Raw genomic sequence first — 14,781 nt, forward strand, 5'->3', positions numbered from 1 at the left:
CGACTTCGACACTCCGGCCGATGACCGATAAAGCCCTCCTTCTGCACTGGCTGGCAGCCTGCTCCGGCCCGCTGCTGGCCGCAGGTGCCGCGCAGGCGCAGCAAGCCGCCCCCGCGCAGCGCCCCAACATCCTCTTCATTCTGACCGACGACCAGCGGTGGGACGCCGTGGGATACGTCAACCCGATCGTCCGCACGCCGCACATCGACTCGCTGGCCCGCGAAGGGGTCTGCTTCCGCAACGCCTTCGTCACGACGCCGATCAGCGCCGCCAGCCGCGCGTCGCTGCTTACGGGCATGTACGAGCGCACGCACGGCTACACCTTCCGGCAGGGCCCGCTCAAAGAGCCTTACATGCAGCAGTCCTATCCCGTCCTGCTGCGTGCGAGCGGCTATACGACCGCCTATTTCGGGAAGTTCGGCGTCACCTATCCCGGTGCGCAGCGGCTCTTCGACGCGGCCGACCTCTACGACCGCCGCGGCAAATTCCCCGACCGCCGCGGCTATTTCTACAAGACGATCGACGGCGATACGGTACACCTGACCCGCTATACGGGCTACGAGGCGCAGCGATTCCTGCGCGAAGTCGATCCGTCGAAGCCCTTCTGTCTGTCGCTCGGTTTCAGTGCCCCGCATGCCCACGATCCCGCACCGGAGCAGTATTTCTGGGAGCCGTGGGCCGATTCGCTCTACCGCGACCTGACCGTCGCGCCGCCGCTGCTGGCCGACGACCGCTACTTCGAGGAGCTGCCCGAGGCGGTGCGCAGGGGCTACAACCGCGTGCGCTGGACGTGGCGCTACGATACGCCGCAGAAGTACCAGCACAGCGTCAAGGGCTACTACCGCATGATCTCGGAGGTCGACCGCGAGGTGGGAGCTATCCGGCAAGTGTTGCGCGAGCGGGGGCTCGACCGCAATACGATCATCGTCTTCATGGGCGACAACGGTTATTTCCTCGGCGAGCGGCAGCTGGCCGGCAAATGGCTGATGTACGACCGTTCGCTGCGGGTGCCGATGCTCATCTACGACCCGCGCGGCCGCGACCCCCGCGAGGTGGAGGACATGGTGCTCAATATCGACGTTCCGGCGACGATCCTCGATGCGGCGGGCGTCGCCGTGCCCGAAGCCTATCAGGGCGTCAGCCTGCTGGGCTACACCCGCGGCGAGGCGCCGGCCGCCGACCGCGAAGCGTTCCTGTGCGAACATCTCTGGGAGCTGGACGAAATCCCTTCGAGCGAGGGAATCCGCACCGAGCGGTGGAAATACATGCGTTACCGCTTCATCCCGGGTCGGGAGGAGCTTTACGATCTGGCGGCCGATTCGGAGGAGGCGGTCAATCTCGCCTCCGATCCGGCCTACGGCCGGACGTTGGAGGAGCTGCGCCGGGAGTGCGATCGGCAGATCGAACGTTACGTCTCGCTGCGCCGCCACTGATTCCGGGCGAAGGTGTTCCTCCCGAAAAATCCATGCCGGAGAACAGTGCGCAGCCGCGGCCGTACGCTTTTTCGGGGAAATCGGTTCGGAATGCTTCTCGGGGATTTTTCTGCCGGAATGAAGGCTTTCCCCGGATTTTCCCGATGGAATGCAACCTTTTGTGGCTTAAAATGTTCGGATCGTTATTCCGTGCCGGAACATGCTGCCGGCGTGCGGTTTGCATCTCTTCGGAAAAAAGCGTATCTTTATCGGAAGAGCCGGCGCCGGAGGGCGGCCGGCTCATCGCCCTCGACGGCCCGCTGCCTGCGGGGCGGATACTGCCTGCGAAGAGATGAAAGAAACCCTATTTATTCACTTAACTCAACTGTTTATGAAACATTTTATCCTATGGGGTCTGACGCTCGCGGCCGTGGTGCTGGGCGGGTGCTCGGACGATTACGACGACACGGAGCTTCGCACGGGGTTGAACGATCTGCGGGATCGCGTCGCGAAACTCGAAACGCAGCTGACGAAGCTCAACGGCGAAATCACGACGATCGATGCGCTGGTCAGGAAATTGGAGAGCAATGTCTCGGTGGTGAAGGTCGAGCCGGGCACGGACGGCAAAAGCTACACGATCTACTTTTCGGACGACACGAAAGCGGTGATTGCCAACGGCGAGGACGGCGCCGCGGGCAAGGATGCTCCGGTGATCGGCGTGAAGGAGGAGGACGGTGTCTACTACTGGGCGCAGACGATCGACGGAAAGACGACGATCCTCGAAGTCGACGGGCAGAAACTGCGCGTGACGGCCGAAGTTACCCCCCCCCGGCTGTCGGTCGACGAAGAGGGTTACTGGGAGGCGAGCTATGACGGCGGAGATACGTGGGAGCGGATCACGAATGCCGCGGGCGAGCCGGTGAAGGCCGTGACGGACGACGGATCGTCGATTCAGGACTCGTTTTTCAGCGCCGTGACGCAGGACGACGGCAACGTCTATTTCACGCTGACCGACGGGTCGGTCATCACGGTCGCGAAGCGGACGGATTTCTACCTGATCCTGCGCAAGGCTCCCGATGTGGCACCCTTCGTCTACGGCGAGACCAAGACCTATGAGATCGAGAGCGCCGGCGTGGCGGAGACGATTCTCACCAAACCCGACGGATGGCGCGTGGCATTGAAGGACGACGTGTTGAGCGTGACGGCTCCGGCGGCCGACGCTGCGGGCTTCGAGGCCGAAGGCACGGTGGCCGTGATCTATTTCGACGGTGCGGAGCGCAGCTCGGTGGCCAAGTTGGGCGTCGTGGTCGACAAGAGCCAGACCGGCGTGACCGAGGGCGACGACTTCACGATCGACATCACCGAGGTGACCGACAAGAGCGTCACGGCGACCGTCACGCCGAAGGACGCTTCGATCTATTACTATGTTTCGGCTTACAGCGCCGCCGAGTTCGACGAGAAGGGCGAGACGGCCGTTACCACCGAACTGAAAGCGATGTTTGACTACTATGTTTCGGCCGGATATTGGAGCGATTACTACCGCGATATGTATCTGCACAGCGGAACGTATGCCTATACCACACCTGCGTCGACGCCGCTGACGCCCGGTCAGTCTTACTATCTGATCACCTTCGGTCTGGAAGAGGGAGCTTCGGCGATGACCGTGACCACATCGGTAATGAAGGTTCCCTTCAAGACGACTACGCCGGTGGTGGTCAATACCAAATACCGCGTCACGGTCGACAACATCACGTGGTACGGCGCCGGGTACAGTGTGGTGCCGAGCGACGACCTGCACTATTTCCACGGCATCGTCAAGAAGTCGGCCTTCACCGGCGGGCAGGGGCAGCCTCTGACCGACGCGGAGGTGGCCGCCGCCTATGTCAAGGAGTATGAAAATCGTTATTATGACGAACTCTACCTGAATGATCCGACGACGATCAAGTGGACCGATCTTTCTTCCTGCGGTACGCAGCGGCAGGTCGTTCCGCGCGCCTGGATCCGCGAAAACGAACTGGCCAACGAGGCGATCCGTCCGCTGGTCGCCGAGACGGACTACTGCCTGATCGCCTTCGGCGTCGACGGCAAGGAGCTGCGCACGGACGTGGCGAAGAAGGAGTTCCGCACGCCGGCCTTCACGCCGACCGAGGAGTGCACGTTCGACCTCGACGTGACGGTATCGCGTCAGAATCTCTCGATCAAGGTCACGCCGTCGAACAAGAACCTGACCTATATCTGCCACCTCGACAAGAGTGCGACCTATTATGAGTTCGAAACCGACATGCAGTATGCGGCCGACGACCTCTTCTGGACGAAATACAACCTCGAAGCGGGCCGGACGCTCTCCGACGAGCTGCTGACGGGCGACATCGAAATGAAGGCCGAGAATCTGTGGGCTTCGACCGGTTATGTGGTCTATGCCTACGGCTGTACGGCCGACGGGGTGATTACCACGCCGCTCACGTCGGTCCGCGTATTGACCGAGGCCGGTTCGGATACGCCTCCGGCCACTGCCGCCAAGCCGCGTCTGGTGCGGGTACGGTAGCATCCGTTTCGGAAAATAAAAATCCCCGACTCCTTGCGAGCCGGGGATTTTTACGGATGACGACGGGGGCGGGTCACCGCTTGTTGTAGAGGTTCATCGTGCGTTCGGCGCCGATCGTGGCGAAGGAGAGAACGGCCCCGGCGAAGACTTTCAGCCGCTCGGGCAGCGCCTTGCGCTCTTCGTCCGACCACGACCCCAGCACGTAGTCCACCTGATGCCCGCGGGCGAAATCGCCGCCGATGCCGAAACGGATGCGGGCGTACGCCTCCGTGCCCAGCAGCTCGGTGATGTTTTTCAGCCCGTTATGACCGCCGGCGCTGCCTTTCGGCCGCATCCGCAGCGTCCCGAAAGGGAGTGCGATGTCGTCCACCACGACCAGCAGATTCTCCGGCGCGATCTTCTCGGCTTCCATCCAGTAACGGACGGCTTTGCCCGAGAGGTTCATGTAGGTCGACGGTTTGAGCAGCACGAGCGTGCGTCCCTTGTAGCGCAGTTCGGCCGTCGCGCCGTAACGGCCCGTCGTAAAAGCGATGTTGGACTGCTCGGCTAAGCAATCCAACACCTTGAATCCGATGTTGTGGCGGGTGTCGGCGTATTCGGCGCCGATGTTCCCCAGTCCTACAACGAGGTATTTCATCGTCCGGAATTTATCGGTTTCGACAATCGTTTCGGTTCCGGAGCGACAGCTACTGGGCGGCCTCCGCTGCGGCGCCGCGCGAAGCACGCGTTACGCGAACGGCGCAAACGGCCGTGGTGGCGGGGGTCAGGAATTTCAGGTCGTCCGATTTGAGGTCGCCCACGAAGATCGTCTTGCCCACGCCCAGCGTCGTCACGTCGACGGTGATCTCGTCGGGCAGTTTGTCGACCGGGCCGCTGACGAAGATCTTGCGGGTCGAGAGGACGAGCTTGCCGCCCACCTTCACGCCCTCGGCGTTGCCGGTCAGGCGCACCGGAATGCTGATTGCCACGGGTTTGCCCTCCTGCACGCGGTAGAAGTCGATGTGGAGAATCTCCTCGCGCACGGGGTGGAACTGCACTTCGCGCATCACGGCCTTTTCGGTCTTGCCGCCGATCGTCAGCTCGACGATATAGGAGTTGGGGGTGTAGATCAGCGGTTTGAGCGCTTTGGCGTCTACGCTGAACGATACGGTCTCGCCGCCTCCGTAGAGGACGCAGGGCACCTGGCCCTCGCGGCGGATGGCGCGGCTGGCTTTCTTGCCGAAGTCGGCGCGCGGAGTTGCCTCGATTTTGAGAGTCTGCATAATTTTTTGTTTTTTAGTTGTTACCTCGGGCGTCGCTCAGGCCCGCGTTGCGGCGGGCCCCCTCGGCGCTTGCTTTCGTGCGGCAAAGATAGCGTTTTTTCCTGAAAAACAAATTCCCGCAGCCAGAGTTTCGTTTTCGGCTGCGGGAATCGGGAGGGAATTTTATTCGAATAGTCCGACGGTGCGTTTGGGCGCGATGTTCGTCCATGCGTTCAGAAAGGGCGAGGCCGGCCGGGTAGCATCGGGTATGTAACTGTATGCGGCAAGGTGCAGGTCGGATCTGTGCAGCTTGCGGACATTCGACACGGCCGGCGCGGCGGCAGGATGCGCTTTTCCCTGCTCATCGATCGTGAAGAAGGTTTTCTGCATTCCGGCGGTCACCTCTCCCTGTTGATTCAGTCCGTATGTATATGCCAAGTAGAGATTGCCGGGTGTGAAATTTTCGGGGAAAATATAGGTTTGATCGCCTTGCAGGAAGAAACCGTACTCCGTAAGCAGTTCTACGAGGGACATCTGTTCGCCGGCGGCCATTTCGGTCCATAGCAGCAGATCATCGGTCAGGTACTCCGCGTCAGATGCGAATTCGGCGTAATATTCGGCTTCACCGGCCATGCCGACATAGGTCATCTGCTTGTCGGCGGGAGATACCGTGACGCTCAAACCGTCGTCGGTCATGCCGTTGACGGTGATCGTACACTCCATAGGGGCGAAGACATCGCCGCCCGGAGCAAGCGTCTTGAAGGGCTGGGAGATGTAGACTTCGGTCGTCTGGCGGGCTTTGTTATCGAGTCCTACGGCCATAACGCAGTATTCCGTAGCAGGGTCGAGTGTGGTGTAGACGAAACTGTCGTTTCCGGTTTTGGTGACCATGCCGGCCGCTTTTTCAGGCGTGATCTCGATGCCGGCTTGCTCGGAGAGCGCTTCGGCGATAATTGCCAGTCCGTCGGCCATCAGTTGTGCGACGCCGGCTCCCTTGCGGTAGCTTTCGATAAGCGTCGTGTTGTAGACCTGCCAGAAATAGGGGGTAGCGGGATTCGAGGGTTTGATGGTGATGGTGGCCCCTTGCAGCGTGATGTCGGCGACCGTTGACGAGAAGGTGCAGTCCTGCGGTTTGAGTTCGCCGCCCGGAGTATGGAAGGGGACGACGACAATATCGGTCGTGGGGTAACCGCCCAGGTAGCCGAAGGCTACGGCGCAGTAGTCGGTGTCTTCTTCCAGCAGACGGGTGAAATCACGTGTCACGTCGCCCGTCTCGATGCACTCGCTGATGGCGGATCCGTAGCTGCCGATGAGAAACTCGGCCAGTTTGTCAGTCGGGTATCCTTCGATGCGCGAGGTGGCGATGCAGTCCAGAAAGTAGGGATCGGCATTGGTGGTCGTCACCGAGACGTTGGCGGATTCGGGGGCAACGCTGACGGAGAGTCTGTTTTGGGAGGGCATGACGGCAGTCGTGGAGATGAAATCATGAAAAACGTCGGTCGTAATTGCACCTTCGGCACCAACGCCGAATACCACCACGGCATAGTCGCTCTTCGGTTTGAGGCTCCATATCCTGCCGGCATCGATCGTCTTGTTGCCGCGGTAGATGAGCTGATCGTCGGGGGTGGTCCAGTCGATTGTGCCGTATCCTTTTTCGAGTTCGACCAAGGTCTCGGCTACGGCCTGTGCAGTTTTTAAACGGTCGAAATCGGCGCGTGTGGTGATGCCGACGAAGTAGTTGCGTTGAGGATCATCGGACTCGACGGAGATGCGGAAATTCATGGCTTCGGCCTCGGAGAGCATAAGCACGAATGCCGGTGCGGGTTCAGGTTTCTCGGGTTCGGGCTTTTCAGGGCCCTCCTGTTCGGTACCCCCCCCCTTGTCGGGATCGATCTCTTCGGGCGAATCGCCGCAACCTACGCCTGCGAGGAGCACGACTGTGGCAAGGATTGCCATCCATGTCTGTTTTTTAATCATGAGAGAGAATTTTAAGAGTGGAACATTTTGTTTGTTGTCTCCAAAAATACGTTTTCGTTTTAAAAAGAGCAAATCTCCGCGCAATTTTTCTTCCGAATCGTATCGGCCTGAAATGTCGGATTATAGGCTGGTTGTGGGATTCGGACGATGATTTGTCGCCGATTCGATGCCATCGCCGCCGAATCGATGCATTCGTGCATTTTTCGGCCGTGCGATTGATAGTCGCATTTTTTTTTCGTGTCGGAGCGGATGTCGCGCTGCGTATGCGGTCGATATTCGGCGATTTTCGCTATATTTGTCGAAATTTATCGCCAAATGGAGGATTTTTTATTGCGGGTCGAACATGTTTCGAAACACTACTCCGGCCATACGGCGCTCGACGACGTGTCGCTTGACATCCCGCGCGGTTCGGTCTACGGACTGCTGGGGCCCAACGGCGCGGGAAAGACGACGCTCATCCGCATCATCAACCGCATTACGGCGCCCGACGAAGGACGGGTGCTCTTCGACGGACGGCCTCTCGCGTCCGCCGACGTGCAGCGCATCGGTTACCTGCCCGAGGAGCGCGGCCTCTACAAGAAGATGAAGGTGGGCGAGCAGGCGCTCTTTTTCGCACGGCTCAAAGGGCTGTCGCGTGCCGAGGCCGTGCGCCGCCTGCGGGTGTGGTTCGACCGGTTCGACATCGCGTCGTGGTGGAACCGTCGCGTCGAGGAGCTGTCGAAGGGAATGGCGCAGAAGGTACAGTTCATTGTCACGGTGCTGCACGAACCCGAACTGCTGATCTTCGACGAACCCTTTTCGGGCTTCGACCCGATCAACGCCAATCTGCTCAAAGAGGAAATTTTGGGGTTGCGCGACCGCGGGGCGACGGTCATCTTCTCGACCCACAACATGTCGTCGGTCGAGGAGGTATGCGACCATATCACGCTCATTGACCGTTCGCGCAACATCCTTTCGGGTGCCGTCGACGAGATTCGCCGCCGGCACGGCCAGAATCTTTTCCGTCTCGAATACCGCGGCGACGAAGCGGCGCTCCGCCGTGCGCTCACTGGCCGTTGCGAGGTCGTGGCGTCGGGCGGCGACCTGCCGGCCGAAGAGGCGGCCGTCGTGCTGCACGCCTCGACGGAGGGGCTTCCCGAATTGCAGTCGTTGACGGTTCACGTCGCCGACGACGCTGCGCTGCGCGGTGTGATCGCCGCTGCGAACGAGACGGTGGCGCTGCGCTCCTTCGCCGAACAGATTCCGTCGATGAACGATATCTTCATAAGAGCCGTAGACGGTTCATTATAAATATGTTATAAAGACATGTAGACAATCCCTCCAAACCGCCCTTCTCGAAGGGTGGCTTCGAGATAAGAGCCGTGGGCGGCTCGTTGCAGACCGTAAACAATTTACTATTTTTCATGTCGAATATATGGCTGATCGTGGCGCGCGAGTTCAACGAGCGCGTCCGCAAAAAATCCTTCATCGTCACCACGCTGCTCATGCCCGTGCTGATGCTCGGCCTGATGCTGGCGCCGGCGCTGATGATGCGCTACGCTTCGGGCCAGACCAAGACCATCGTCGTGATCGACCGCAGCGGACTGGTGGCGCAGCATCTCGAAAGCAGCGACGAGGTGCGCTTCGAAACGTCGGACCTGCCCGTCGATACGGCGCGGCGCGTGATGATCGACAAGTTCGGCGTGCTCTGTATCGGCGCCGACGTACTGGCGAACCCCTCCGACGTGAAGCTCTACGCCAATTCCGCTTCGTCGATGATGCTCGAAGAGAATCTGCGGGGCCAGATCGCGAAAGTGCTCGAACGCGAGAAGCTGCGCGCTTACCGGATCGAAGATCTCGACCGGATTCTGGCCGACGTCAAGACCGACGTCAAGATGCAGGTCGTCCGCAACGACGAGGGTTCGCCTTCGTCCGGTTCGTCGGCCGTCGCCGCAATGGTGGGGCTGGGGCTCGGCATGGTGCTCTACATGTTCCTGATGATCTACGGCGCCATGGTGATGCAGAGCGTCATCGAGGAGAAGTCGTCGCGCGTGTTGGAGGTCGTGGTCTCGTCGGTGCGACCCTTCGAACTGATGATGGGCAAGATCTTCGGCGTGGCCTCCGTGGCGGTGGTGCAGGTGCTCATCTGGGCCGTGCTGGTCTGCGGTGCGGGTGCGGCGGTCATGCCCCATGTGCTGCCCGACGGCGCGATGGAGGCTGCCGCGGCCTTGCAGCAGGGCGGCGGTGCGGCGACAGCCGCGGCGGGCGATTTCGACCCCGAAACGCTCGGCGCCATCGCCCTGGCTACCGACGTGGGTTATCTGGCGATGCTGTTCGGCTACCTGCTGCTCTTTGTCGTGGGCGGTTATCTGCTCTATTCGGCGATGTTCGCGGCCGTCGGGTCGGCGGTCGACAACGCACAGGACGCCGCGCAGTTGCAGACGCCGATCATGATCCCCATCATTCTGGCCGTCATCGTCGAGATGTCGGTGCTCAACGACCCCAATTCGCCGCTCGCGTTCTGGTTCTCGCTCATCCCCTTCACTTCGCCCGTGGTGATGATGGCGCGCATTCCCTACGGCATCCCGACGTGGGAGATCGTCCTCTCGCTCGTGCTGCTCTACGCCGCGTTCGTGGGGATGGTGTGGCTCTCGGCCAAGATCTACCGCGTGGGGATCTTCATGTACGGCAAGAAACCGACGCTGCGCGAGATGTTCCGGTGGATTCGCTACAAATATTGATTCGAAACCAATCCAAATATCGATGAAAACATCTATTCTCACTCTTTTGGCCGCGGCCGGATTCACTGCCGCCGCCTTTGCGGCTCCCGTCGCGGATGCGACGCCGGAGGGCGAAGCGAAGATCATCTCCTACAACATCCGCCTCGGCGTGGCCGACGACGGTGCCAACAGCTGGGAACACCGCCGCGAAGCGACGCTGCGGATGCTCGAACGCGAAGCGCCGACGGTCTTCGGCATCCAGGAAGGCTACCTCTTCCAGGTGAAGTACATCGAGGAGAACCTTCCGCAGTACGGCCGCGTGGGCGTGGGCCGCGACGACGGCAAGGAGGGCGGCGAGATCATGGCCGTCTTCTACCTGCGCGACCGCTACGATCTGCTCGACCACGGCGACCTGTGGCTGAGCGAGACTCCCGACCGCGTGTCGCGCGGCTGGGACGGCGCCTGCAACCGTACGATGACGTGGGTGCATCTGCGCGAGAAGGCCACGGGCAAGGAGTTCTACTACTTCAACACGCATCTTGACCACAAGGGCGTGGTGGCGCGCCGCGAGGGTGTGAAGCTCGTCGTGCGGGAGGTGCAGCAGATCGCGGGCCGCAAGGCGGCCGTCGTCGTGGGCGGCGACTTGAACTCGACGATCGACGATCGGATCTTCGACCCGCTCAAAAAGTTCATGACGCCGGCGCGCGAGAAGGCCCCCGTTACCGACCGCAAGGGAACGTACAACGGCTGGGGGCAGGCGCCCAACTCGATGGTCATCGACCACCTCTTCGTGCGCAACATGAAGTGCCTGTCGTACCGCACGCTCGACGGCGACTACGGCGTGCCTTATATCTCGGATCACTATCCCATCGAGATCGTCGTGCGGCTGAAATAGCCGGATACGGGCGATAAAACCGGCGGGGCGGCTCCACGATGGAAGCCGCCCCGCTTGCGTTCGACGCCGAAGCCCTATTCCTCCTTGTTGTCGCCCGTGCCGAAGGGGAACTGATGCTCGTGTACGTCCTCGAAGCGCAGCCCCTTTTCGTAGGTGCGCATCGCGCGGCGGCTCATACCCATCGACGAGAAGCCGCCGTCGTGGAAGAGGTTCTGCATCGTCACCTTGCGCGTCAGATCCGAGAAGAGCGTCAGCACGTAATCGGCGCAGTCGTTCGCCGAGGCGTTGCCCAGCGGCGACATGCTCTCCGCGAACTCCATGAGGTCTTTGAGCCCCAGCACGCCGTTGCCCGCGGTGGTCGGCGTAGGCGACTGCGACACGGTATTGATGCGCACGTGCTTCTCGCGGCCGTAGATATAGCCGAAACTGCGGGCGATCGATTCGAGCAGCGCCTTGGCGTCGGCCATGTCGTTGTAGCCGTAGAGCGTGCGCTGTGCGGCGATATAGCTCAGCGCCACGATCGAACCCCATTCGCGCAGGGCGTCTTTCTTGCGCAGCACCTGGATCATCTTGTGGAACGAAATGGCCGATATGTCGAGCGTCTTTTGCAGGTAATCGTAGTCGAGGTCGTCGTAGGTGCGGCCCTTGCGCACGTTGGGCGACATGCCGATCGAGTGGAGCGCGAAGTCGAACGGCCCGCCGAAGTGCTTCATCGCCTCGTCCACGAGGTGTTCCAGATCGGCCACCGACGTGGCGTCGGCCGCGATGACCGGAGCGTTGCATTTGGCCGCCAGTTCGTTGAGCGTTCCCATGCGCAGCGACACGGGGGTATTGGTCAGCACGATCTCGGCGCCCTCTTCGACGGCGCGTTCGGCTACCTTCCATGCGATCGACTGCTCGTTGAGCGCGCCGAAAATGATTCCTTTCTTCCCTTTTAACAGATTGAATGACATAAAATTCAGTTTTAGTTACCGGACGCCGGACACAAAGCCTTCGGGCGTCGAATCCTGTAAAACAGGGCGTAAAGGTAAACATTTTTTTTCGAATCGCCCGATTCTTTCGTCTGTTTGTCCGCTGTTCGGCCGCTCGCGGGGCGTCTGTCCGCAGGCGGGCAGCATCGCCGGCCGTTCGAGGAGGGGCGATCGGCGGCGGAGACGGGGTCTGACGTGATCGGGGAGAGCATTTGCTCTCCCCGATCGGTTTTTCAGCCTCGTTTGCGCCAGAACCGCGGCGTGAGATCTTCGCGTCGGCCGTCGGGCCGGATGCGCCATAGCCGCTGGTTGGTCGCCGGATCGTCGAGCGGCCCCCGCGCAGCGATGTAGGGGCCGAGTTTCACGTAGTCGAAAACTCCCGTCGGATCGAACCCTTCGGGCAACGCCGCACGTCCGGAGTACCACCCCGTGCGCAGGGCGGGCCGCAGCCGGCGGGCGAAGAGCGCCAGCCGCGCTGCCTCGTGCGGTTCGGCGTCGCCTCCCATCAGGCAGAAGCAGGTGACCGCAGCGCCGTAGCGCGCCAGCAGCCGCTCCACGACCTCCTCGGTGAGCGGTTCGCCGATCGGTTCCTGCAACTGCGGGCTGTGGCAGCCCGGGCAGCGGTTGGGGCATCCCGCGAGGTTGACGGCGAGCGTCGTCTCGTCGGGGATCTCGCGGAACACGATGTCGTAGTCGGTGTAACGAAGCATGGCCGTCGGCTATTCGTCGCGTCGCGGTGCCGCCACGCTGCGCTCTTCGACGCCGCCCTCGATCCGTTCCGGACGGTTGTAATACCGCCGCGCAGCCTCCTGCTGCCGCGCCTGCGAGAAGTTGCTGATGCGCTTCATGTAGCCGATCACGCGCGTCAGGTAGTCGAGGTTCGTCGAGTGGCAGCGGGGGCACTCCTTCAAATAGCGTTTGTCGATGTGTCCGCAGTCGTTGCAGACCGTGTTGGGGATGTTGAACGTGAAGTAGTTGCATCCCTCCTGCGCCGCCACGCGCAACAGGTGGCGGTACTGCGGTTGCGAAAGGTGCTCTTCGAGATTCATGTGCAGCGCCGAGCCGCCCGTGAGGTGGGCGATGTACTGCGCGCCGTGCAGGCGGAACTTGTCGGCGATGTTGAGCGTCGTGTCCTCGACGACGTAGAAATAGCTGTTGTAGCAGTCGCGCGGCACCTTATAGCCGTCCTCGCGATCCCATTTGGCATGCTTCACGCCCACGTTTTCGGCGGGGATCATCTCGCAGTTGAACATCACCTCCTTCGAGCGGTACTTGTGGTTGTAGCGCTCGATCAACCCCAGAATCTCTTCGGTGAAGCGCACGTAGTCGGGGTTGTCGACGATGGCGATCCCCTTGTATTCGGCCGCCTCGACCAGGCCGTTGATGCCGATGGTGAGGTACTGGCGCGACAGGTTGATGTAGCCCGCGTCGAAGAGCGGAAGCATTCCCTTGCGTTGCAGCTCTTTGAGGTTCTCGTTGTAGGCCAGCTGCACCTTGTGCGTAAGGTCGACCACCTCTTCGAGGAACGACAGGTAGGGAATGCCCTGCCGCTCGGCGTACTGGATACAGCGGTTGAGGTTGATCGTCAGCACGCTCTTCGAACCGGTCGAGACACCGCCCGCTCCCAGCGTGTAGCTGAATCCGTTGTCCTGGATCTCGTTGCGCAGGCGGCAGCACGACGACAGCGAGTCGGCGTTGTCGCTCATGTAGGTGAAGAACGAATGTCCTTCGGCGTACATCTGGGCCGTGAAGTCGCCCCACTCGGCGTCCATCACGTCGCCGTCGCGGGTCAGCAGCGCCATCGTCTCGACGGGGAAGGTGAGCACGGTTTTGAGCCGTTCGGCGTTGAACCACTTCATGAAGCGTTTCTGCAACCACGACAGCCCCTCCCAGTCGGGGCGCGACCCGTCGGGGAAACGGAACTCGCCGAAGAGCGATTCGAAGTAGTAGCGGTCGTAGTAGGCGATATTCCAGAAGACGGCCTGGAAGTTGCGTGCGCCGGTGGGCTGGTTGATCGAGTAGACCACCTGTTCGAAGCAGTCGGTGATGACCTTGTCGATCGTGCGGCGGTGGCGCGAGAGGTCGACCACCTCGTCGGCGCGCCGGTAGTAGTCCTCGCCGAACTCCTGCGCGATGAAGTAGTTCATGTACATCAGGAATTCGGGGGTGGCGCAGGCGCCCGAGAGCATCGACGAGACGATGAAGACCATGTTGACGAAGCCGCCGCAGAAGGATTTGAGATTGGTCGGCCGCGTCGAGTTGCCGCCGATCGAGGTCGTGCCGCTCAGCAGCCACGGATACATCGTGATCGAGGCGCAGTAGTTGGCCAGCGACGTCTCGTCGTTCTTGTAGATGAAATGGCGGTCGAGCAGTTCGAGGTAACGGTCGGAGACTTCTTTGCCGTACATCTCCTTCAACCGGTCGGTCAGCAGGCGGCGGTTGAGACGGATGAAGTTCTGCTTGGGCAGCTCGCCGATGAGCGTGGCGATATTCTTGTTCTCGACGTTGGCGTTGGCGTCGTATTTCGAGCCGGTGGCGGGGTTCTTGGCCTCGCAGTAGTTCATCAGGAATTGCAGCTTGTCGCGCACTTCGCGGTCTTCGGTATGTTCCTGCCGGTAGATGATGTAGGCTTTGGCCACCTTGTAGTAGCGTTCGGCCATCAGCGCCGTCTCGACCTGGTTCTGAATCTGTTCGACGGTCGTGCCGTCCGCGACGCGGATGCGTCCCAGAATCTGGGTGAGCATCTCGTCGGTGGCGAAACTCCCGACCGAGAGGAAGGCTTTGGCGATGGCCGCACGGATCTTGTCGATCGAGAAACGCTCGCGTTTGCCGTCGCGCTTGGTGATGAAAATTTCGGAACTGCTCATAGTTGACATGCGTCCGACGGAAGGGGGTGACTTATCTTAGGTCGGGCGTCGGCATGAAATCCCGTCGGACTTGCGTTACGGAGAGTCTCCTCTCCGCCCTTCATGGCGACAATCCCTGTCGAATCGTCCTCTGCGGCGCTTCCGGCGCTTCGCACGGATGCTCCGTGACCGGTC

At 61.2% G+C, this 14,781-nt stretch carries 11 protein-coding genes; 5 read left to right on the top strand and 6 right to left on the bottom strand.

Translation table 11 applies throughout. The features are described 5' to 3' along the window. The first annotated feature begins 20 nt into the window (after positions 1-20). The gene (locus FMF02_RS05725) at positions 21-1,433 is read left to right on the top strand and encodes a sulfatase family protein (protein ID WP_141412454.1); all 1,413 of its coding nucleotides are present in this window, start codon (positions 21-23) and stop codon (positions 1,431-1,433) included. Positions 1,434-1,803: 370 nt separating this feature from the next. Further along, positions 1,804-3,957: a PL29 family lyase N-terminal domain-containing protein gene (locus FMF02_RS05730; protein WP_162502275.1), complete on the top strand. Its 2,154-nt coding sequence runs from the start codon at positions 1,804-1,806 to the stop codon at positions 3,955-3,957. A gap of 73 nt (positions 3,958-4,030) precedes the next feature. Here the strand turns inward: FMF02_RS05730 and pth are convergent, their stop codons facing one another. From pth to FMF02_RS05745, 3 genes are all read right to left on the bottom strand, one after another. Continuing rightward, positions 4,031-4,594: an aminoacyl-tRNA hydrolase gene (gene pth, locus FMF02_RS05735; RefSeq protein WP_141412456.1), complete on the bottom strand. Its 564-nt coding sequence runs from the start codon at positions 4,592-4,594 to the stop codon at positions 4,031-4,033. A 49-nt stretch (positions 4,595-4,643) separates the two neighbouring features. After that, entirely contained in the window at positions 4,644-5,219 is a 576-nt protein-coding gene (locus FMF02_RS05740) for a 50S ribosomal protein L25/general stress protein Ctc (RefSeq protein WP_019130733.1), read from the bottom strand. A gap of 162 nt (positions 5,220-5,381) precedes the next feature. Beyond that, entirely contained in the window at positions 5,382-7,154 is a 1,773-nt protein-coding gene (locus tag FMF02_RS05745; protein ID WP_141412457.1) for a hypothetical protein, read from the bottom strand. 336 nt (positions 7,155-7,490) lie between these two features. Here FMF02_RS05745 and FMF02_RS05750 point away from each other — a divergent pair, with 336 nt between their 5' ends. The 3 genes from FMF02_RS05750 (at position 7,491) to FMF02_RS05760 (ending at position 10,769) form a co-directional block, all read left to right on the top strand. Then, positions 7,491-8,465, top strand: a complete 975-nt coding sequence (locus FMF02_RS05750; protein WP_141412458.1) for an ABC transporter ATP-binding protein — start codon at positions 7,491-7,493, stop codon at positions 8,463-8,465. A 113-nt stretch (positions 8,466-8,578) separates the two neighbouring features. After that, entirely contained in the window at positions 8,579-9,895 is a 1,317-nt protein-coding gene (locus FMF02_RS05755; protein WP_141412459.1) for an ABC transporter permease, read from the top strand. Positions 9,896-9,917: 22 nt separating this feature from the next. Beyond that, complete coding sequence (locus FMF02_RS05760) at positions 9,918-10,769, top strand: endonuclease/exonuclease/phosphatase family protein (protein ID WP_026074955.1); 852 nt, start codon at positions 9,918-9,920, stop codon at positions 10,767-10,769. A 74-nt stretch (positions 10,770-10,843) separates the two neighbouring features. Here the strand turns inward: FMF02_RS05760 and FMF02_RS05765 are convergent, their stop codons facing one another. From FMF02_RS05765 to nrdD, 3 genes are all read right to left on the bottom strand, one after another. Continuing rightward, a complete protein-coding gene (locus FMF02_RS05765) occupies positions 10,844-11,722 on the bottom strand; it encodes an enoyl-ACP reductase FabI (RefSeq protein WP_019130727.1) in 879 nt (292 codons plus the stop codon). Between the two features lie 251 nt (positions 11,723-11,973). Then, positions 11,974-12,450 (bottom strand): 4Fe-4S cluster-binding domain-containing protein, encoded by a 477-nt coding sequence (locus FMF02_RS05770; protein WP_141412460.1) that lies wholly within the window; start codon positions 12,448-12,450, stop codon positions 11,974-11,976. A gap of 9 nt (positions 12,451-12,459) precedes the next feature. Continuing rightward, a complete protein-coding gene (gene nrdD / locus FMF02_RS05775) occupies positions 12,460-14,607 on the bottom strand; it encodes an anaerobic ribonucleoside-triphosphate reductase (RefSeq protein ID WP_019130725.1) in 2,148 nt (715 codons plus the stop codon). Positions 14,608-14,781 lie beyond the last annotated feature (174 nt).

Origin of the sequence: Alistipes communis (genome assembly GCF_006542665.1) — a bacterium.
Taxonomy (GTDB): Bacteria; Bacteroidota; Bacteroidia; order Bacteroidales; family Rikenellaceae; genus Alistipes; species Alistipes communis.

Excerpts from the sequence above, each read along its gene's own strand:
- nrdD (WP_019130725.1), bottom strand. The coding sequence starts at position 14,607 with ATGAGCAGTTCCGAAATTTTCATCACCAAGCGCGACGGCAAACGCGAG.
- FMF02_RS05740 (WP_019130733.1), bottom strand. The coding sequence starts at position 5,219 with ATGCAGACTCTCAAAATCGAGGCAACTCCGCGCGCCGACTTCGGCAAG.
- FMF02_RS05760 (WP_026074955.1), top strand. The coding sequence starts at position 9,918 with ATGAAAACATCTATTCTCACTCTTTTGGCCGCGGCCGGATTCACTGCC.
- FMF02_RS05755 (WP_141412459.1), top strand. The coding sequence starts at position 8,579 with ATGTCGAATATATGGCTGATCGTGGCGCGCGAGTTCAACGAGCGCGTC.
- FMF02_RS05765 (WP_019130727.1), bottom strand. The coding sequence starts at position 11,722 with ATGTCATTCAATCTGTTAAAAGGGAAGAAAGGAATCATTTTCGGCGCG.
- FMF02_RS05730 (WP_162502275.1), top strand. The coding sequence starts at position 1,804 with ATGAAACATTTTATCCTATGGGGTCTGACGCTCGCGGCCGTGGTGCTG.
- FMF02_RS05770 (WP_141412460.1), bottom strand. The coding sequence starts at position 12,450 with ATGCTTCGTTACACCGACTACGACATCGTGTTCCGCGAGATCCCCGAC.
- FMF02_RS05745 (WP_141412457.1), bottom strand. The coding sequence starts at position 7,154 with ATGGCAATCCTTGCCACAGTCGTGCTCCTCGCAGGCGTAGGTTGCGGC.
- pth (WP_141412456.1), bottom strand. The coding sequence starts at position 4,594 with ATGAAATACCTCGTTGTAGGACTGGGGAACATCGGCGCCGAATACGCC.
- FMF02_RS05725 (WP_141412454.1), top strand. The coding sequence starts at position 21 with ATGACCGATAAAGCCCTCCTTCTGCACTGGCTGGCAGCCTGCTCCGGC.
- FMF02_RS05750 (WP_141412458.1), top strand. The coding sequence starts at position 7,491 with ATGGAGGATTTTTTATTGCGGGTCGAACATGTTTCGAAACACTACTCC.